Here is an 18,470-nt window from a genome sequence, read left to right as displayed (position 1 = left end):
GACGGCGTCCGCCACGGGCGCCAGTCACTCGACGGAGACCGATTCACGCGATTAAAGTGCGAAAAATGAGTATTAGGGTCGAGCATGGCTAAGGACGACGAGGCGGAGGACAAGGGCAAGAAGGGCGGCAGCAAGAAAAAGCTGCTGATCATCATCATCGCCGCGGTCGTCGTGCTCATCGGCGGCGGCGCCGGTGCCTACTTCGCGTTCTTCTCCGGGTCCGGGGAAAAAGATGCTCACCCCGAGCCCACTCCCAGTGCTGTCGTCGTGGCCGACGCGATCACCGTCAACCTCGCTGACGGGCATTACCTGAAGATCGCGATCGCGCTCCAGACCACGACCGAAGCGGCCGAGGCGGTCGACACGAGCAAGGCGCTGGACCTCGTCATCTCGCAGTTCAGCAACCTCGAAGTCGCCGAACTGTCGACCAACAAGCAGCGCGAAGCAGAGAAGGCCGAACTGACCGAGAAGGTCGTGAAGGCCTACACCGAGGAGAAGGCCGAGTACGTAATGGCGGTGTATTTCACCGAGTTCGTCATCCAGTGACAGGCGCTATCGCCGTTCACAATTACATACGTCGCATTCCTCTCAGAAGTCGAGGCTCGCAGTCGATCGGGCCGACGTGAGTTCGTCGTCTGCGCCCGCCGGCGCCTCCCGCTCCGCCGGCCGGCTGTCGAGACGTTCGAAGGGCGCCGGCCCGCAGCCGTACGACTTCCGCCGTCCGACGAAACTCTCCCGCGAGCACGCGCGGACGCTGCAGATGACCTACGAGACGTTCGCCCGCCAGTACACGACGCTGCTGACGTCGAGCCTGCGCGCGATCTCGCAGGTGAGCCTGGTGTCGATCGAACAGCTGAGCTACGACGAGTACATCGCGCAGATCGGCAACCCGACGCTGCTCACGATGGTGACGCTCGACCCACTGCCCGGCATCACGCTGTTCGAACTCCCGCTCGACATGGCGCTGGCCTGCATCGACCACCTGCTCGGCGGCCCGGGCGGGCCCCAGCCGCAGCGTCAGCTCTCGGAGATCGAGACGGTTCTGTTCCGCGGGATGCTGGACCGGGTCCTCGGCGAGTTCCGGTACTCGTTCGACGCGGTCAAGAAGATCGAGCCCAAAGCCGGCGCGATCGAGTACAACCCCCAGTTCGCCCAGGCCGCCGCGCCCTCGGACCCGATGGTCGTCGTGTCGCTCGAGGTCAAGGTCGGCAGCCAGGAGTGCATCGCGACGATGTGCCTGCCGTTCGCCGCGGTCATGCTCGCGTTGCAGAAGGTCGACGAGGCGCTCGCGCTGACCCCGGCCGAGCGCGCCGCCAAGGAAACCGCGCTGCGCAACGTCACCGGGGGTCTGCTCGGCGCCAAGCTGCCGGTCGTCGTGCGGTTCGGGGTCACCCAGATGTATCCGGAGCAGATCGTCGCGCTGGAACCGGGCGATGTGGTCTCCCTCGGCCACCCGGTGAACCGGCCGCTGACCGTCAGCACGAACGGCATCACGCTGGCCCACGCCGTCCCCGGTAACCACGGCGCCCGGCTGGCGTGCCTGGTCGTCGACCCCCCGAGAGAGGACGCCAGGCGTTGACCGCACCCACGACGGACACAGCGAGCGTGCTCGCGCGGGTCGGCGCCGCCGCCACCGCGGCACTGCCGCTGTTGCCTGCGGTCGACCCCCTCACGGCCGGCGAACCCCAGGTCGCGCCGGATTCCGGCGGCCTGGCCGGGCAGGGTGTGCTGGCCAGCTTCTCCGGTGCGGCCCAGGGCCAGCTACTCGTCGCGGTCAGCCAGGATCTCGTGGACGCGCTGGCCGAGAGCCCGATGGGCGCACTCGACCTCACCCAGGCCCTGCAGCCGGTCGCCGAGGCCGCGGCCGGGACGCTCGGCGCGGTGATCGTCGAGCAGGGCATCCCGGTGCCCGATCTGGAGGCCGGGCTCACCGCGCTGGCCGAATCCGGCGACGCGGCGTTCGTCCTGCTCCGTGACGACAGCGGCGTCCGGGCGCTGGTCGGTCTGCTGATCACGTCGGTGACCAGTACCGCGTCCGGTGGGAGCAGCGGCGGCGAGAACGCCCCGCTGCGGCACGGGCTCGACCTGCTGCACGGCGTCGAGATGGACGTCACCGCGGAGCTGGGGCAGACCCGGATGACCGTGCGTGACCTGCTCTCGCTCGCCCCCGGCTCGGTGGTGGAGCTGGACCGGCTGGCCGGCAGCCCGGCCGACCTGCTGGTGAACGGGCGGATGATCGGCCGGGGCGAGGTCGTCGTCATCGACGAGAACTTCGGCATCCGGGTCACCGAGATCATCAGCCCGGACGCCGAGCGTCCGGCGGGCACGTCATGATCGAGGTCACCCTCCGCGCGGTCTTCTCGCTCGTCGTCGTGCTGTTCCTGATGTGGGGGCTGGCCCGGCTGGTGCGGCGTCCGCTGGGCGGGCGCGCGACCGGCGCGCTGGCCGTCCTGGCCCGTCAGCAGCTCGGCCGGGCGTCGTCGGTCGCCGTGGTCAAGGTCGACGATCGGGCGGTCGTGCTCGGCGTCACCGAAGGTCAGGTCACGTACCTGACCGAGGCGCCGCTGGCCGCGTTCGAGCGCACCTCGTTCGACGACGTGCTGGCCGACGCGGCCTGGAACGACGACGACGCGGACGATTTCACCGGTGCCGACGTGCTCGAGTCGCCCGAGGGGCGCGAGACGCGCGCGGCCGCCCGGCGGCCCCGGCCCGCCGGGTCGCGAACCTGGGCCGGCCGCAGCGCCCGGCACGCGGCCCGGACGCCCGCCACCGGGTCGGTGCTCTCCCCCGCTACCTGGCAGCAGGCCCTCGGGTTCTTCCGCGATCGGTCGAGCCGGCCACGATGACCGTCCGGGCGGGGATGATTCTTCTCGGCCTCGCCTCCGCCCTGGTGCTCCTGGGCGGCCCGTCCGCACTGTCCGCCGCCGCCGTGACGCCCGCGGGCCCTCCGGCCACCGCACCGGGCGTGGCCGGCGCCGCCCCGGCCGTGGAGCCGGCCGCGCCGACGCCCCCGGTTCCGCCCGGCGGTCAGGTCACGGTCAACGTCAACAACGGCCCGAACGGCAACCCCAACACCGCGGTGACGTTGCTGATCGCACTGACCGTGCTGTCGATCGCGCCGTCCCTGCTGCTGCTCTGCACGGCGTTCACGAAGGTCTTCGTGGTGCTGAGCGTCGTCCGGAACGCGCTCGGACTGCAGACCGTACCGCCCAACCAGGTGATCGCCGGGCTCGCGCTGTTCCTCAGCCTGTTCATCATGGCGCCGGTGTTCAGCCAGGTGAACACCCAGGGCGTCCAGCCCTACCTGAAGGGCACCAAGACCCAGACCCAGGCCTTCAACGACGGGGTCGAGCCGCTGCGGACGTTCATGCTCAAGCACACCCGCAAGGACGAGATCGCGCTGCTCACGAAAGTCGCCGACAAGCAGCGGCCGAAGACCAAGGACGACGTGTCGCTGCCGGTGCTGATCCCGGCATTCATCCTGTCCGAGCTGCGCGCCGCGTTCATCATCGGCTTCGTCATCTTCCTGCCGTTCATCGTCGTCGACATGGTCGTGTCGGCGTCGCTGATGTCGCTGGGCATGATGATGCTGCCGCCGGTGATGGTGTCGTTGCCGTTCAAGCTCCTGCTGTTCGTGATGTCGAACGGCTGGGGCCTCGTGGTGACCGCCCTGGTCGCCAGCTACCGGTAGGAGGCTCAGGTGACCGATGCCCAGATCATCGAGATCGGGCTCCAGACGATGACGATCATCGCCAAGCTGACCGCCCCGATCCTGCTCAGCACGCTCGCGGTCGGCTTCCTGATCTCGCTGTTCCAGTCGGTGACGCAGATCCAGGAGCAGACGCTCTCGTTCGTCCCGAAGGCGGTCGCGGCCGGTGCCGCGCTGCTGCTCGGCGGCAACTGGATGCTGCACGAGCTGGTCAGCTTTACCACCCAGCTCTACGACCGGATACCCACGCTGCTTTCCGGGTCCTGATGCAATGGCAGCTCGACGGGACGCTCGTCGTCACGATGCTGCTCGCGACCGTGCGCGCGTCGGCGTGGCTGGTCGTCACGCCGCCGTTCGCGAACCCGATGATGTCGCCGCGGATCAGGACGCTCCTCGCGCTGGCGATCGCGCTCGCGGTGACGCCCCGCCTGCACGACCAGGCGCCGCCGATGGAACTGGCCGCGCTGGTCAGCAGCGCGGCGCAGCAGGTCGTGGTCGGCGCCGCGCTGGGCTTCATCACCTCGCTGTACTTCACCGCGTTCCAGGTCGCCGGCGACCTGCTCGACATGTTCGGCGGTTTCCAGGTCGCGATGCAGTACGACCCGATGGCCAACACCCAGACCGCGGTGTTCGGCCGGTTCTACAACCTGATCGCGGTCACGCTGCTGTTCGCCACCGACGGCCACGCGCTGGTGATCCGCGGCTTCACGTCGTCGTACGACACGATTCCGCTGACCGGCATCCTGTCGTTCGCCCGGCTGGGCGAGGTGCTCACCACCGGCATCGGCGAGATGTTCCTCGCCTCGCTGCAGATCGCCGGTCCGCTGATCGCGGTGCTGTTCTGCGCCGACGTCGCGCTCGGCCTGCTCACCCGGGTGGCCCCGGCGCTGAACGCGTTCTCGCTCGGGTTCCCGGCCAAGATCCTGCTCACGGTGATGCTGGCCGGCATCGCGATCGGGATCCTGCCGGCCATGGTGAACGAGGTCGTCGACCGTGCGGTGGAAGCCGTCATGGCCGTGGTCCGGGCGTGACCCGTGTCCGGTGAGAAGACCGAGAAGCCGACACCGCAGAAGAAGAAGCAGGCGCGCAAGGAGGGCCAGATCGCCCGGACCCCGGACCTCGGGGCCTGGGTCGGGATGCTGCTCGCCAGCCTGCTGCTCCCGAAGGTGATCACCGCGGTGATGGACCGCAGCCGGACGCTGCTCGACAAGGCGGTCGACGTCATCGGGCACCCGGACCCCCACCGCGGCACGGGCCTGATGCGCGACGTGCTGTTCGCGGTCGCGATCTCGGTCGCCCCGCTGGCGCTCGGCATGCTGCTGGCCGGGGTCGGGTCGGCCGCCGCGCAGGGCGGCCTGAACTTCGCGACGAAGCTGCTCAAGCCGAAGTTCAGCAAGCTCAACCCGTTCTCCGGCCTGAAGAAGATCATCGGCCCGCACGCGTTGTGGGAGGCGATCAAGACGATCGTGAAGAGCACGGTGCTCGGCGCGGTCCTCTACTGGTCGATCAAGGGCCTGATCCCGGTGCTGATGGGCGGCGGCCGGATCCCGAACGAGGTGATCATCAGCGAGGTCATCAACACCGTGGAGCGGCTGATCCGCTCGGCGGCGGCGGCCGGCCTGGTGATGGCCGCGGCCGACTACGCGGTGGCCAAGCGTCGCATCGACAAGCAGCTGCGGATGAGCAAGCAGGACATCAAGGAGGAGCACAAACGGAGCGAGGGTGACCCGCACGTCAAGGGCGCGATCCGGGCCCGGCAGATGGCGATGTCCCGCAGCCGCATGATGGCCGACGTCCCGAAGGCCGACGTCATCGTCACGAACCCCACGCACGTCGCGGTCGCGCTGCGGTACGACCCGCTCAAGGGCGCCCCGCGCGTGGTCGCCAAGGGCAGCGGCACGATCGCCGACAAGATCCGCACGCTCGGCTCGGAGAACCGCATACCGACGATCCAGGACGTCGGTCTCGCCCGCACGCTCTACAAGGCGTGCAAAGTCGGGCAGGAGATCCCGCCCGAGCTCTACGCGGCGGTCGCGACCGTGCTGGCGTTCGTCATGTCGCTGAAGGCCAAGGGCGCGGCGGCCGGGACCCACCGGCTCCCCGCGAACCGCCGGGCCGCGCTGCCCGCGGACGAGGAGGCCGGTCTCTGAGGCCCGGTCCTGATCGCGGCGCTGGTGGAGGCGCTGGTGGCGGGCTGCCGTCTCAATCCCGGATCGCGGCGCTGGTGGCGGTCTGCCAGTCGACCGCCTCCAGGTAACTCCGGGCCAGTACCGCGACCGACAGCCGCCTGCTCTGCACCCGGCCCAGCCCCAGCCCGCCCGACTCGTAGACGCGGACCGCGTTCAGCACCTGCCCGAACTCGCCCTCCTCGGCCACCAGCGCGGCCGCCACCTCGTCGGTCAGCGGGAGACGGTCGGCCAGCTCGGCGGCGTCCACCCGGAGCAGGTCGGCGACGCCCGACAGCAGGCCGATCGTGAAGCCGACCTCGGCCGGCAGGTCGGCCTGCTTGGCGACGTTCTGCAGCCAGCGGCCGCGGACCATCGGGATCGACAGGTCGGCTTCGCCGGCCTGGGACAGATCGCTGACGATCATGATCGCGAGCCACTGCCGCAACCGTTCGAGCCCGAGGATCACGACCGCGTCCTGGATCGACGCGATCCGGCGCTTCTGCCCCGCCGACGCCGAGTTCGTGGCGCGCAGCACCCGCAGTGCCAGTCCCGGGTCCGCCGCGACGACCGCTGAGAGCGTCGCGAGGTCGACGTCCGGGCTGGTCAGCAGGCCGAGGAGTTCGAGCTGGCGGGCGCGGTTCGGGGTGATCGCGTCGGCCGAGAACACTTCCGGCCGGCCGAGCAGGTAGCCCTGGAACAGGTCGAAGCCCAGGTCACGGGCACGCTGGTAGTCGTCGTCGGTCTCCAGCCGCTCGCCCAGCAGCTTGATGCCGGGCTTGCGGGCACGCGCGAGCAGCACCCGCTCGGCCAGGACGTCCGGGTCGACGCCGGCCACCTCGAACTTGATGTAGGTCGCGTACTGGATCAACCGATCGTGCGCGGTACCCCAGACGAAGTCGTCGAGCGCGATCGCGTAACCGAGCCGGGCGAGCCGGGCGACACCGGCGACGACCTCGTCGTCGACCTCGACGGTCTCCAGCACCTCGCAGACCGCCAGTTCCGGCGCGAACGGCAGCGGCAGCTTGCCGGTGAGGAACTCGCTGGTCAGGTTGACGAACCCGAGCTTGTCGCCGACCAGCCGCTCGAGGCCGAACTCGGCGAACGTGTTGACCAGAACCCGGCTGGTGGCCGCGGCCGCGCGCTGGGTCGCGGTGGTCGCCCCGGGTGCGTCGCGGAACAGCAGTTCGTAGGCGATCAGCCGGCCGCTGCGGTCGGTGATCGGCTGGCGGGCGACGTAGAGAGTCCAGGTGACATCGGCGACCGGCGCTTCGGGCACAGGGACTGGTGGCACGCTCCTGACATCGGCCTCCTCGCGACCCGATGAAGCCAAAACCAAAACGCTCATGTCGGTGCGGTCACCACCGATAGGACACGAGCCAGGACGGCAGCGGGGAGCCCGACGGATCGGGCATGTCGCCGTACTCGCGGAGCGCCGTGAACCTGAAGGCGTTGGGACCGTTCGCCGTCCCCGTCGGCATCGTGGGCATCATCGTGATGATGGTCGTCCCGCTGCCGACGTTCCTGCTCGACATGCTGCTGGCCACCAACATCACGTTGTCGCTGGCCATCGTGCTCGTCAGCCTCTACGTGACGCGTCCGCTGGACTTCTCGATCTTCCCCGCGCTGCTGCTGGTCGCGACGCTGTTCCGGCTCGCGCTGAACATCAGCGCCACCCGTCTGGTGCTGCTCGACGGGTTCGCCGGGCACGTGATCGAGGCCTTCGGACACTTCGTCGTCGGTGGCTCGCTGATCATCGGCCTGGTGATGTTCCTGATCCTGGTCGTCATCCAGTTCCTGGTCATCACCAAGGGTGCCGAGCGGGTCGCCGAGGTCGGCGCCCGGTTCACCCTCGACGCGATGCCCGGAAAGCAGATGGCGATCGACGCCGACCTCAACGCCGGTCTGATCGACGAGGGCGAGGCCCGCCGCCGCCGCGAGGACGTCGCCGCGGAAGCCGATTTCTACGGCTCGATGGACGGTGCCTCGAAGTTCGTCAAGGGTGACGCGGTCGCCGCGATCGTCATCACGGCGATCAACCTGATCGGTGGCATGACCGTCGGGATCATCCAAAAAGGCATGGCCCCGATGGAGGCGGTCAACACCTACAGCCTCCTGAGCATCGGTGACGGTCTGGTGTCCCAGATCCCGGCGCTGCTGCTCTCGGTGTCGACCGGTCTGATCGTGACCCGCTCGGCGACGTCCGGCGACATGGGGACGTCGGTCGTCACCCAGCTCGGCGCACAGAAGCGGGCGATGCAGATCGCCGGCGGCGCCGGTCTGGCGCTGTGCCTCATCCCCGGACTGCCCAAGCTGCCGTTCCTGGTGCTGGGCGGTCTGACGCTGTTCATCGCGCAGCGGCTGCCATCGCCGTCGCAGAAGGCCGCGGACGAGGCGATCGAGCAGGCGGCCGCGACGGCCCCGACCGGCCCGTCGCCGGACTCGCCCGAGGCGCTGCTCGCCGAGATGCGGGTCGACCCGCTGGAACTCGCGCTGGCGCCGGACCTCGTCGACCTCGTCGACACGTCCGGCGGCGACCTGCTCGACCGCGTCCGCGCGCTGCGCCGGAAGGTCGCGCTCGAGCTCGGCATCATCATGCCGCCGGTGCGCACGCACGACGACCTGGACCTGCCGCTGTCGAGCTACGGCATCCGGATCAGCGGGATCGAGGTCGCGCGCGGCCAGGCTCCGCCGGGCACCGCGCTGGCGATCGGCGACGGCCTGGAGGCGCTGCCCGGCCGGGCCGGTCACGAGCCGGTCTTCGGCCTGGAGGGCAAGTGGATACCGGCTGAGCTGCGCCACCAGGCCGAGATGATGGGCGCGACCGTGGTCGACCGGGCCTCGGTCGTGATCACGCACCTGGCCGAGGTCGTGAGGACCAACGCGTCGCGGCTACTCGGCCGGGAAGACGTCCGGAACCTCTCCGAGATGGTCAAGCGCTCGAACCCGGTGGTCGTCGAGGAACTCACCCCGGCGCTGCTGAGCCTGGGCGAGATCCAGCGGGTGCTGCAGTCGCTGCTGGACGAGGGTGTGCCGATCCGCGACCTGGTGCGGATCTTCGAGTCGTTGTCGCTGGCCGCGAAGTCGGGCAGCACCCCGGACGGGCTGCTCGAGGCCGCCCGGGCCTCGCTCGGACCGGCGATCGCGAACCTGTACGTCTTCGAGGGACGCCTGCCGGTGATGACGCTCGATCCGCAGATCGAGCAGATGCTGCTGGAGTCGTTGCGGCCGAGCGAGGGCGGGATCCAGCTCGGCGTGGACACCGCGCGGGCCGAGGCCCTGGTCACCGAGGCCCACCGGCTGTTCGACGCGGCCGAGCAGCGGGGCGTGACCGCGGTGCTGGTCTGTTCGCCGGTGCTGCGGCTGCCGCTGCAACGGCTGGTGAGGCTCGCGACGCCGCGTCTCCCGGTCCTGTCGTACACCGAAATTTCGGGCTGCTCGGCCCAGATCGAGACCGTGGGGGTGGTGGGCGGTGTCTACCCGGCTGTTGCTTGAGGGTCCGGATCTGGAGGAGTTGCTCGCGAAGATCAAGGACGAACACGGCCCGGCCGCGCGGATCGTGTCCGCGGAGCGGGTGCGGTCCGGTGGGCTGGCGGGCTTCTTCGCGAAGCAGCGGTTCGAGATCGCGGTCGACATCCTCGATCCGGAGGAGGCTCCGGCCGGTACTCCCGAGGGGGAGCCGGTTCCGGCGACGGCGGACGGGCTCGCGTCGCTGCTCGCGCGGGCCGAGGAGCAGGAGCGGAAGCTCGACGTCCTCGATCGGGCCGATCGTCCGCCGGTGACCGCTGCGCGCTTCGCGCAGCTCCTCGCCGACCGGGCGCCGGATCCGGCGCACCGTGCGGTCAAGCCCGGGTCTCCGACGGTTCCGAACGGCCGTCCGGACGCCGGGGACGAGCGCGCCGAGGCGGTGGTCCGCCTGGCCGAACGGACGCGACGCCGCCCGGCGCCGTCTGCCGCGCAGGACCGTCCGGTGTCACCGCCCCCGAACCGCCCGGACCGCCCGGGCACCCCCCGGCCCGGTCGGCCGCCCGGCGCGCCGCCGGAAACCCCGCCCGCCGGCGAGCGACCCGCAGGCCCGAACGGCACCGGAACGCGAGGCTCCGGCACACGAGGCTCTGGCGCGCGAGGCTCCGGCACGAACGGGGCCACCGCGAACGGGGCCGGCGCGGAAGGCTACGGCGCGGAAGGCTTCGACAGGAACGGTGCCGGCACCAACGGTGCGGAGGCGCGAGGCTCCGGCACGAACGGCGCCGGCGCGCGGGGCTCTGGTCCAAACGGGGCCGGCGCGAACGGGGCCGGCGCGAACGGGGCCGGCGCGAACGGGGCGCACGGTGCCGGGGCGCATGGTGCCCACGATGCCGGGGCGAACGGTGCCGGGGCCCACGGTGCCGGAACGCGAGACACCGACGCGAACGGGATTGGGGCACGAGGTGCTGGGCCGCGAGGTTCCCACGCGAGTTCCGGTGCGCAGGATCTCGGCGCGCAGGATCTCGGTGCACGGGAACTCGGTGCACGGGAACTCGGCGCGCAGGATCTCGGCGCAGGGGATCTCGGCGCACGGGATCTCGGCGCGCAGGATCTCGGCGCGCAGGATCTCGGCGCAGGGGATTTCGGTGCACGGGAACTCGGCGCGGGAGGTGTGGGCGCGAATGATTCCGGCGCGGCCGGGGCTGGGGGTTCGGGCCGCGGGGTGGCGGATCGGGACCGGGCCGCGGTCCGCCACGTGCCCGCCGACCTGACCGGGATGGCGGCCAGCCGCGCCCGGGCCGCGAGCGTCGCGGCCGCTGCGAAACGCGTCGGTGCCACTCGCCCGGCCTCCCCCGCACCGGCCGGACCCAGGTCGACCGCACCCGGGTCAGCGCGACCCGCCGCGGGCTCCGCGGCAGGCACACCCGGCTCGACCGGCCGCCCCACCGCCCTACCCGGCCCGACCGGACTCACCCCGGCCGAACTTTCCGCATCCGTACCGGACCCGGCCGAACCCCATCCGACCGGACCCCGCACGGCCGGACTCACGTCTGCCGGACTTCCCGCGACCGGACTAGACACGCACGGGCCGGGCTCAACCGAACCCCACCCGACCGGACCCCACCCGACCGGACCGCGCCCGACCGGACCGGGCACAGCCGGACCAGGCACGGGTGGGCCGGGCACGGGTGGATTCACGGCGGCCGGGGTCGTGCCGGTCGCACCGGCGGCCGGACTCGCGCCCCGGTCCGTGGCCGGCTCGGCACGACCGGTCTCACCGGCCCCTACGGCCCCGACGGCCCCGGCGGCGGGAATGGCCACCGCGCCGTTCGGGACGCTCCGGCAGGTTCCGCCCCTCCCGCCGGAGGAGGACCCCACCTACGACAGCCCCACCTACGACAGCCCCGGCTACGACGACGCCGCCGAGCCCCCGACCGAGCTCATCGCCCTGGCCCCCGCCACCGCCGACGACGAAGACGAAACCCGGGCCCACGTCCTCCCCCGCCCCCACGCGACCGGCATCGCCGCCGTCCCGGCCGGCCACACCCCGAACGGCCACACCCCGAACGGCCACACCCCGAACGGCCACGCTCCGAACGGCCACGCTCCGACCCGCCACACCCCGAACGGCCGGATCCGGCACGAAGGTGCGCGGCACCTGGCCACTCCCACCCCCAACCTCGCCACCGGGCGGGCCACCGTGCCACCCCCGGAACCGGACGAGCCGCCGACCGCGATCCACGCCCTCCGCCGCGTCGACGCCCGACCGGCCGCGGGCTTCGATCACCCGGCCGTCCAGCTCGTCCGCAACGGTGTCCCGGTGCACATCGCCGCCCGCGCGGTCGGCCCCGACCCCTGGTCGGCGGTGGCCCGCGCGGTCGCCGGGCTCCCGTACCCGCCGGCGCTCCCGTCCCGCCCCGGCGAGGTACTGGTGATCGTCGGCGAGACCGAACCGGCCCTCACGATCGCCGGTCAGCTCGCCGCGCTGACCTCGGTGATCGATCCGTCCGCGACCCTGGTCGCCGGTTCGATCGCCGGTACCGGCCTGCGCCGCTCGCACCGCATCTCCGGTCCCGAGGAAGCGATCCGCCGGGCCGCCGAGCTGCACACCTCGTCCGGCCCCCGGGTCGTCGTCGTCGAGGCCGCCGCGGGGCCGCCGATCGGCCGCCGCCTGACCGCGGTCACCGACCCGACCGCCCCGGGCTCGCCCCGGGCGACGATCGCCGCGCTGCACCCGGCCCAGGTCTGGGCCTGTGTCGACGCGTCCCGCAAGAACGCCGACACGGCCCGCTTCCTGGACTCACTCGAGCGGGTCGACGCGCTCGCCGTCTACGGGGCCGACGCCACCGTCGAGCCCGGCAGCGTGCTGCACTTCGGACTCCCGGTCGTCATGCTCGACGGCCGACCGGCCACCGCCCGCCGCTGGACGACGCTGCTCTGCGAGCGGCTCACCGGCGGCCCCCTCCCCGGCGACGGCGAGGGCCCGATCCCCCCGATCGCCGCGCTGCCGGCCGGACGGCGAGGAGCCCACGAGAGCGCGCCCGCGCCCGAGCGCCCGCGGCCGCAGACCCACCGTGCCCCCGAGACCGACCACACCGGCCACACCGGCCGCGTGCCGGCCTGGGCCCCGGACTCGTACGCCGCGTCCCCGGCCGGGATCGGCGGCGCCCACGCGGTCCCGCACGGCTGCACCCCGGACGACCGGACCACCCCCGACCGGAACACCCACGACCGGAACGCCCACCGAGCTCCCACCGATCGAGCCACGAACGGCCGGGTGTTCCGCGGCTGGTGGCCCGAAGACGGTGAACCCGGCGGCCGCTGATGTTCGCCCGGTTCTCGGTCCTGCTGCTCGCCGGGGTGCTGGCGAGCCCGGCGCTCTGGCAGGCGTTCGTCGTCGGCAACCTGGACGTCGACACGGCGCTGCTCCGCTATCTGATCGCGGTGATCGTCGCGGCGGTCATGCTGGCGATCGTCCGCTCGATCTACCACGCGTACCAGCGGATCCACGAACAGCACGAGACCGAACGTCAGCTCGAGGAGTTCCGGCAGGCCGAGGCCGATCGCCGCGCCGCGGCCGAACGACAGCGGGCCGCGGGCGAAGGCGTCGAGCCCGCCTGAACCGCCCGCCCGAACCGCCACCCGCCCGAACCACTACCCCGCAACAGGCCCGGGGCGGGGTGCGGAGCCTTCGCTCCCCGCCCCGCCCCGCCGGAACCGCGGCCCGGCTTACCCGGTCAGCCCGCCAGTGAGATCCAGAGCTTCCCCGGCCCGTACCCCGCCACGGTCACGTTCAGGTCGAGCCGCGCGCCGAGGGCGACCAGCCGGGCCTGGATGTCGGCCGGCGGCGGCTCCCCGGGCAGGTAGCAGCTCTCCTTCTGCAGCCGCAGGTGCGGCGTGCCTTCACGGTTGAGCAGCGCAGCCATCACGTTGCACACCTCGCGGACGTTCTCGCCGACCATCTTCGTGAGCTCGCCGTCCTCGAGGCACGCCTCGGCGCCGCCCTTCGGGATCAGGCCGATCGCGGCGCCGATCCAGGCCGAGAGCGGCAGGTCCATCCCACCGACGCCGACGACCTGCTTGCTGTCGTCGACGTACACCGCGACCGTGGCCTTCTGCAGGTCGCCCGCCGAAGCGGGGGCGCCGTCGCCGACCGTGATGTCCTTGCCCAGGAGCTCCTCGAGCATGTCCCGGACGTCCTTCGGAGACGGCAGTTGCGTCGTCGCTTGTGTCATCGAGTCGCCCCCCTTTTCGTGATCATCCGAGAATCGAGTCGAGTTGCTCTTTGAACATCTCGGCCGTGAAGGGCTTGGCGATGAGGAAGATCGCGCCACCCGCGGCAGCGGTATCGCGCATCTCCTGCGTGCCTTCCGAGGTCACGAAGCCGAACGGCGTGTTGTTGCCACCCGCCCTCAGCGCTCGGAGCGCCTCGATTCCGGTCATGTTCGGCATGTTCCAGTCCGAAAGCACCAGATCAAATTTATCGGAATTTGCCTTTTCAACCAGTTGAGCGCCGTCCTCGGCTTCGATCAAATCGTGGCCTTCGTACCCGGCCTGCCGCAGCGTCCGGGTGACGATCTGGCGCATCACCCGGCTGTCGTCGGCGATAAGGATCTTCATGCGGTCTCCCCCCCTTGCGGCTTTTCCAGCACGCTGACCTCCATCGGCTCACCCATCCAGGTGGCCTCAAACCGGCAGATCTCATCGCCGTCGAGCCACGGGTCGTTGTCGGCGTCGTTGTGCACCTCGGGGAGCCCGAGCGTGCACGGTTCCGGCAGCAGGCTCTTCACGTTGCCGCCGATGACGTTGGCCAGTTCGCCGAGCGCATCGTCGACGTCGCCCTCGGACACCTCGCCCGCTTCCATCCCCAGCAGCGCCGCGGCCGCCTCCTTCGAGGCCACCGACGAGCACGCCACCAGCACCAGCCCGTGCCAGGCGCCCTTCACCGCGACTCCGGCGACGACGTCCCTCGAGAGCTTGTCCGGCGGCAGCGGGATCAGCGGCTTCTCGCCGTCGGTGTCGAGATAGGACGCCCACACCTGCTCGGCGATCTGCTGCAGGTCGTCCGCGGTCGGGGCCATCGTCGCGCTCACGCGTGGGCTCCGTCCGGGATCAGCCCGAGCATCACGAGCTTGTCGACGATCGCATCCGGGGTGAACGGCTTGATGACGTACTCGTGGGCGCCGGCGGCGAGCGCGCGGACGATCTGCCCGTGCTCGCTCTCGGTGGTCACCATCATCAGCGTCATCCCGCGAAACTTCTTGTCGGCGCGAACGGCGGTCACGAACTCCAAACCGTTCATCTCCGGCATGTTCCAGTCGATCAGCGCCAGCTCCGGCACCGATTCGAGCTCGGCGAGGCGATCCATCGCCTCGCGACCGTTGCCGGCCTCGACCACTTCGAAGTTGAGACCGGTGACGATGCGTCTGAGGATCAGCCGCATCGCACGCGAGTCGTCGATCACCATGGCGAGCACTCGCCTCACCCCTTCCCCGGTGCGCCGACCGGCGCCGGAGTACCGGTCCGCGGCCGATAGGCCGACGTCCGTCCGGTGACGACGCGCTCGAAGCCGTCGTCGATTCCCATCGTCGTCTCGGCGGCGCCGAGGAAGAGCCACCCATCGGGCTTCAGCAAGCTGCGGATGCGTTTCAGCACGCCGCGCTTCGTCTCCACGTCGAAATAGATGAGGACGTTCCGGCAGAACACGACGTCGAACTGCCCCATCGGGGGAAAAGGCGCCGCCAGGTTCATCCGTTTGAACGTGACGGCCTTCCGGATCGGAGCGGCGACCTCCCACTCGGGCCCGACCCGGGTGAAGTGCTTGACCAGCAGCGGCGCCGGTAGGCCACGGTTGACCTCGAGCTGGCTGTACCGGCCGCGCTCGCACCGGGCGAGCATCTCGGTGGAGATGTCGGTGCCGACGATCTCGTAGTTCCACCCCGGCGGCAGGTTCTCCTTGAGCAGGATCGCCAGCGTGTACGGCTCCTGCCCGCTGGACGCCGCCGCCGACCAGACCCGCATGGTCCGCTGGGCTCCCCGCGACTTCACGATCTGCGGGATGACCAGTTCGGTCAGCGCGGTGAACGGCTCGCGGTCACGGAACCAGGACGTCTCGTTCGTCGTCAGCGCGTCGACGATGCCGTCCCGGTCGCCGCGGCCGGACGGGCTCTGCGCCCGGAGGAGGAACTCGGTGACCGAGGCCAGGCCCGCTTTGCGGGCCAGCGGCAGCAGCCTCGCCTCGACCAGGTATTCCTTCCCCGGTTCGAGCACGATGGACGCCTCCCGGCGAACCAGGCTGCTGACGAACTGGAACTCGTGCGCCGAGAGGGTCATCTGACCACCGCCAACTTATTGGCCCGGCCGTGGCCGACGCGAGCGAGCAGAGTGTCGGAAATCATGCCGAGCGGCAGCACCGCATCGGCGAGCCCGGCCGTGGCGACAGCCCCGGGCATCCCCCAGACCACAGATGTCTCCTCGTCCTGGACGACAATTTCGCTCCCGACCTTGGCGAGTACCTCGCAGCCCTTCTTGCCGTCCTGCCCCATGCCGGTCAGCACCACGGTCAGGGCGTGCGCCCCGTACACCGTGGCCACCGAGCGGAAGAGCGGGTCGACGGCGGGCCGGCAGGAGTTCTCCGGTGGTCCCTCGTGGAGCTTCGTGAGCACCGAGGTGCCCTGGCGCATGACTTCCAGGTGCTTGTCACCGGGAGCGATGTAGACCGTGCCGGGCGCGAGCGGGGTACCCGCGACCGCCTCGACGACCTTGACCTGGCTGCCGCGGTCGAGCCGGTCGGCGAACATCTTGGTGAAGATCGGTGGCATGTGCTGGACGACCACCACCGGCACCGGCAGGTCCCTGGGGAATCCCTGGACGACCTTGGCCAGCGCGTCGGGGCCGCCGGTGGAGCAGCCGACCGCGATGCAGTCGATGCGGTTTCCCGTGCCGCCCCGGGCGGCCCGGATCGGCGGACGGCCGTTCGCCCCGGTCGTGATCGGCGGCCCGCTGGGTGCAGCTCCCGGCCGGGGCGGCCCGCTCAGCGGCGGACGTCCGGGGAGTACGCCCGGCCGTCCGGGCGGGACACCGGCACCCGGGCGGGCCGGCGGCGGCATCCCCGGGCGGCTCGGCGCACCACCGGGGGCAGCCCCCGGACGCTGCCGCGGCGCGAGCGCGTAGATGCGCGGGATCAGCTGCTCGCGAACCATCTGGATCGACTCGCGAACGCTGCCGACGTTGGCCGGCTTCGTCACGTAGTCGCTGGCGCCCGAGGCGAGCGCCTCGAGCGTCGCGGACGCGCCGTTGGCCGTCAGCGTGCTGAACATGATCACCGGCAGGCGCTTGTGCTTCGGACGCAGTTCGCGCAGTGTGCCGAGACCGTCGAGCACCGGCATCTCGATGTCGAGCGTCATCACGTCGGGCTTGAGCTCGTCGACCTTCGCGAGGGCGATCCGGCCGTTCGACGCGGTCCCGACGACGTCGATACCCGGGTCGTCGGTGAGCGCGTCCACGATCAACCGCCGGACGACGACCGAGTCGTCGACCACCAGGACTTTGATCACACACGCCGCCTTCCCGTGCCGTGGTCCGCGCGGCAACAGGACCGGACGCACCTCGGGGCCGTCACGGCGTCCCTATCGGTCGCCCGGCGACGAGGCTGAGGGCTTTGCCTGACGCAGCCCTCGCCGAACCCCGGACGCGCTGGGACCCCCGACGCGCTAGGACCCCAGCGCCGACGGCCCCAGCGTGGCGATCACCGGGCTGAGCAGCCGGTGAGCGGTCGCCGCATCGACCAGATCGCGCGCGGCCAGCGCCTGCACCGCCCCGCTGAGCAGGTTCCAGACCCCGGCGGCGCGCTCGGTCACCGGGATACCGCTGGTCTCCACTGCCTGAACCAGTAAGAACTGCGCCGCCGCCGCCTCGCGGACCCGGCCGGCCAGGTGCACGGCCCAGGACGCCGAGTGGATCGCCGGCGCCCAGCCGGCGGAGTCGCGCCGACCAGCCTCGGCCTGCTTGTAGAGCCGGACGCCGTCCTGCTGGCCGAGGCTCGCGACCCGGTCGAGCAGCGCCTGCACCGAGGACGCGGTCGGGCCGAGCGAGACCGCCCGGTCGGGCAGGCGCCTGCTGGCGGCGAGCCAGGGCCCGGCCAGGCGCCGCCGGATCTCCGGCTCGAGCTCGTGGCGCAGGTATCCGGCGACGACCGCGTCGCAGATCACCGCGGTGGCCTCGGACGCGACCTCGGACTGCCGTTTCGCGGCTTTCGGGGCGGGATCCGCGGCCCGCGACCCCGGCGGGAACTGCGGTTCGCGGGGCTCGGCCTCTCCCGCCGCGGCCTCCCACGTCCAGTCCAGGACGTCGTAGCGCACGCACTGGAGCAGGCCGTCGACCGTGCCCAGCGGCGCCCGCTGGAGCAGGTTCAGCGCGGTGCTGGCGCGGGTCTCGGCCGTGGTGTCGGTGCCGGCGCTCTTCGTCAGCCCAGCGACGTCACGCACCGTAGGCTGAACCGTGGTCGCGATCTCCACCGCGGCCCACAGATCGGCGCGCTGGCCGGCGTCGAGCCGGTGCTCGGCAAGCGTCGCGAGCTCGTCCCGATCGAGCGCCAGAGCGCGCGTCAGGACGTCGGAGACGGCGGCCCCACCCTCGATGCGGGTGAGGTCAAAACCGAGGACGGGGGCGCTGACCAGGCTGTACACGTCCGCCAGTGTGACACCGGTTAACCGGTCCGCCAAGGTCACGGCCAGACACCGGCACCGGGCCCCGCCTGAGCTGTGAGCACGGCGACACCTCCGGGACGCGGTCGGCGCCCCGGAGGTGAGGAAAATTACTCAGAGTGAGTTCAGGCGGCCCGGCCCCGGCCCGTGAGGTCGGTCGTGACCTGCTCGGCGTCCTGGACGAACCGGGGTACGACCGACGCGAACGCCCGGAGCGGATCGCTGCCGGGCACGTCCTCGCGGTCCAGCGGGCCCAGCGCACCGATCAGGTCGACGGTGCCGGACGGCGGCGCGTCCTCGATCGGGCCGACGGCCGAGCGGGACGAGGCGAGCAACAGTGCGAGCAGTTCGGCCTGCTCCCCCACCGCGTGGCACACGCCCGCGGCCAGAGCGTCCCCCAGAAGTACTTCGGACACGGAAACC

Annotated in this window: 20 protein-coding genes; 11 read left to right on the top strand and 9 right to left on the bottom strand. The window is 71.4% G+C overall.

What is annotated here, in order from left to right; all coding sequences use genetic code 11:
• Positions 1-84: 84 nt before the first annotated feature.
• The 8 genes from fliL to ACIBZJ_RS07350 all read left to right on the top strand — a co-directional run bounded on the left by fliL (position 85) and on the right by ACIBZJ_RS07350 (position 5,859).
• Positions 85-546, top strand: coding sequence for a flagellar basal body-associated protein FliL (gene fliL, locus ACIBZJ_RS07385; RefSeq protein ID WP_395926591.1), 462 nt, complete (start codon positions 85-87; stop codon positions 544-546).
• A 76-nt stretch (positions 547-622) separates the two neighbouring features.
• Positions 623-1,579 (top strand): flagellar motor switch protein FliM, encoded by a 957-nt coding sequence (locus ACIBZJ_RS07380; protein WP_395926589.1) that lies wholly within the window; start codon positions 623-625, stop codon positions 1,577-1,579.
• The gene (gene fliN / locus ACIBZJ_RS07375) at positions 1,576-2,334 is read left to right on the top strand and encodes a flagellar motor switch protein FliN (RefSeq protein ID WP_395926587.1); all 759 of its coding nucleotides are present in this window, start codon (positions 1,576-1,578) and stop codon (positions 2,332-2,334) included. Before ACIBZJ_RS07380 ends, fliN begins: the two co-directional genes overlap by 4 nt.
• Entirely contained in the window at positions 2,331-2,846 is a 516-nt protein-coding gene (fliO, locus tag ACIBZJ_RS07370) for a flagellar biosynthetic protein FliO (RefSeq protein WP_395926585.1), read from the top strand. Before fliN ends, fliO begins: the two co-directional genes overlap by 4 nt.
• Complete coding sequence (gene fliP / locus ACIBZJ_RS07365) at positions 2,843-3,691, top strand: flagellar type III secretion system pore protein FliP (RefSeq protein ID WP_395926583.1); 849 nt, start codon at positions 2,843-2,845, stop codon at positions 3,689-3,691. Before fliO ends, fliP begins: the two co-directional genes overlap by 4 nt.
• 9 nt (positions 3,692-3,700) lie before the next feature.
• Positions 3,701-3,976, top strand: a complete 276-nt coding sequence (gene fliQ / locus ACIBZJ_RS07360) for a flagellar biosynthesis protein FliQ (RefSeq protein WP_395926582.1) — start codon at positions 3,701-3,703, stop codon at positions 3,974-3,976.
• Positions 3,976-4,740, top strand: a complete 765-nt coding sequence (gene fliR / locus ACIBZJ_RS07355; protein WP_395926580.1) for a flagellar biosynthetic protein FliR — start codon at positions 3,976-3,978, stop codon at positions 4,738-4,740. Before fliQ ends, fliR begins: the two co-directional genes overlap by 1 nt.
• A 3-nt stretch (positions 4,741-4,743) precedes the next feature.
• A complete protein-coding gene (locus ACIBZJ_RS07350) occupies positions 4,744-5,859 on the top strand; it encodes a flagellar biosynthesis protein FlhB (protein WP_395926578.1) in 1,116 nt (371 codons plus the stop codon).
• 52 nt (positions 5,860-5,911) lie between these two features.
• On the opposite strand, the gene ACIBZJ_RS07345 is transcribed toward ACIBZJ_RS07350, so the two are convergent.
• Positions 5,912-7,168 carry an EAL and HDOD domain-containing protein gene (locus tag ACIBZJ_RS07345; RefSeq protein WP_395926576.1) on the bottom strand — a complete coding sequence of 419 codons (1,257 nt, stop codon included), beginning with the start codon at positions 7,166-7,168 and terminating at the stop codon, positions 5,912-5,914.
• A gap of 119 nt (positions 7,169-7,287) precedes the next feature.
• Between ACIBZJ_RS07345 and flhA the strand changes: the two genes are divergently transcribed.
• Genes flhA through ACIBZJ_RS07330 form a run of 3 tightly spaced genes read left to right on the top strand, consistent with a single transcriptional unit; the run spans position 7,288 to position 12,963 of the window.
• Positions 7,288-9,369 (top strand): flagellar biosynthesis protein FlhA, encoded by a 2,082-nt coding sequence (flhA, locus tag ACIBZJ_RS07340; protein WP_395926573.1) that lies wholly within the window; start codon positions 7,288-7,290, stop codon positions 9,367-9,369.
• Complete coding sequence (locus tag ACIBZJ_RS07335) at positions 9,347-12,667, top strand: hypothetical protein (protein ID WP_395926571.1); 3,321 nt, start codon at positions 9,347-9,349, stop codon at positions 12,665-12,667. Before flhA ends, ACIBZJ_RS07335 begins: the two co-directional genes overlap by 23 nt.
• A complete protein-coding gene (locus ACIBZJ_RS07330; protein ID WP_395926569.1) occupies positions 12,667-12,963 on the top strand; it encodes a hypothetical protein in 297 nt (98 codons plus the stop codon). The genes ACIBZJ_RS07335 and ACIBZJ_RS07330 overlap by 1 nt, the downstream gene beginning before the upstream one ends.
• 116 nt (positions 12,964-13,079) lie before the next feature.
• On the opposite strand, the gene ACIBZJ_RS07325 is transcribed toward ACIBZJ_RS07330, so the two are convergent.
• The 8 genes from ACIBZJ_RS07325 to ACIBZJ_RS07290 form a co-directional block, all read right to left on the bottom strand.
• A complete protein-coding gene (locus tag ACIBZJ_RS07325; RefSeq protein ID WP_395926567.1) occupies positions 13,080-13,577 on the bottom strand; it encodes a hypothetical protein in 498 nt (165 codons plus the stop codon).
• 22 nt (positions 13,578-13,599) lie between these two features.
• Positions 13,600-13,962, bottom strand: coding sequence for a response regulator (locus ACIBZJ_RS07320; RefSeq protein ID WP_395926565.1), 363 nt, complete (start codon positions 13,960-13,962; stop codon positions 13,600-13,602).
• Positions 13,959-14,435 carry a chemotaxis protein CheX gene (locus tag ACIBZJ_RS07315; RefSeq protein ID WP_395926563.1) on the bottom strand — a complete coding sequence of 159 codons (477 nt, stop codon included), beginning with the start codon at positions 14,433-14,435 and terminating at the stop codon, positions 13,959-13,961. The genes ACIBZJ_RS07320 and ACIBZJ_RS07315 overlap by 4 nt, the downstream gene beginning before the upstream one ends.
• The gene (locus tag ACIBZJ_RS07310) at positions 14,432-14,809 is read right to left on the bottom strand and encodes a response regulator (protein ID WP_395927744.1); all 378 of its coding nucleotides are present in this window, start codon (positions 14,807-14,809) and stop codon (positions 14,432-14,434) included. The genes ACIBZJ_RS07315 and ACIBZJ_RS07310 overlap by 4 nt, the downstream gene beginning before the upstream one ends.
• 14 nt (positions 14,810-14,823) lie before the next feature.
• Positions 14,824-15,675 carry a CheR family methyltransferase gene (locus ACIBZJ_RS07305; RefSeq protein WP_395926561.1) on the bottom strand — a complete coding sequence of 284 codons (852 nt, stop codon included), beginning with the start codon at positions 15,673-15,675 and terminating at the stop codon, positions 14,824-14,826.
• Complete coding sequence (cheB, locus tag ACIBZJ_RS07300; protein ID WP_395926559.1) at positions 15,672-16,898, bottom strand: chemotaxis-specific protein-glutamate methyltransferase CheB; 1,227 nt, start codon at positions 16,896-16,898, stop codon at positions 15,672-15,674. Before cheB ends, ACIBZJ_RS07305 begins: the two co-directional genes overlap by 4 nt.
• Before the next feature lie 156 nt (positions 16,899-17,054).
• Entirely contained in the window at positions 17,055-18,029 is a 975-nt protein-coding gene (locus ACIBZJ_RS07295; RefSeq protein WP_395926557.1) for a hypothetical protein, read from the bottom strand.
• A gap of 143 nt (positions 18,030-18,172) precedes the next feature.
• Positions 18,173-18,463 (bottom strand): hypothetical protein, encoded by a 291-nt coding sequence (locus ACIBZJ_RS07290; protein ID WP_395926555.1) that lies wholly within the window; start codon positions 18,461-18,463, stop codon positions 18,173-18,175.
• Positions 18,464-18,470 lie beyond the last annotated feature (7 nt).

Origin of the sequence: Cryptosporangium sp. NPDC051539 (assembly GCF_044454545.1) — a bacterium.
Classification (GTDB): domain Bacteria; phylum Actinomycetota; class Actinomycetes; order Mycobacteriales; family Cryptosporangiaceae; genus Cryptosporangium.
Note: the sequence above shows the minus strand (reverse complement) of the source record. Positions and strands in the feature narration are given on the sequence as shown.

Bases quoted from the DNA above. Each gene is read 5' to 3' on its own strand.
- ACIBZJ_RS07325 (WP_395926567.1), bottom strand. From the start codon at position 13,577: ATGACACAAGCGACGACGCAACTGCCGTCTCCGAAGGACGTCCGGGAC.
- fliR (WP_395926580.1), top strand. From the start codon at position 3,976: ATGCAATGGCAGCTCGACGGGACGCTCGTCGTCACGATGCTGCTCGCG.
- ACIBZJ_RS07310 (WP_395927744.1), bottom strand. From the start codon at position 14,809: ATGGTGATCGACGACTCGCGTGCGATGCGGCTGATCCTCAGACGCATC.
- ACIBZJ_RS07320 (WP_395926565.1), bottom strand. From the start codon at position 13,962: ATGAAGATCCTTATCGCCGACGACAGCCGGGTGATGCGCCAGATCGTC.
- fliP (WP_395926583.1), top strand. From the start codon at position 2,843: ATGACCGTCCGGGCGGGGATGATTCTTCTCGGCCTCGCCTCCGCCCTG.
- ACIBZJ_RS07305 (WP_395926561.1), bottom strand. From the start codon at position 15,675: ATGACCCTCTCGGCGCACGAGTTCCAGTTCGTCAGCAGCCTGGTTCGC.
- ACIBZJ_RS07330 (WP_395926569.1), top strand. From the start codon at position 12,667: ATGTTCGCCCGGTTCTCGGTCCTGCTGCTCGCCGGGGTGCTGGCGAGC.
- flhA (WP_395926573.1), top strand. From the start codon at position 7,288: ATGTCGCCGTACTCGCGGAGCGCCGTGAACCTGAAGGCGTTGGGACCG.
- fliL (WP_395926591.1), top strand. From the start codon at position 85: ATGGCTAAGGACGACGAGGCGGAGGACAAGGGCAAGAAGGGCGGCAGC.
- fliO (WP_395926585.1), top strand. From the start codon at position 2,331: ATGATCGAGGTCACCCTCCGCGCGGTCTTCTCGCTCGTCGTCGTGCTG.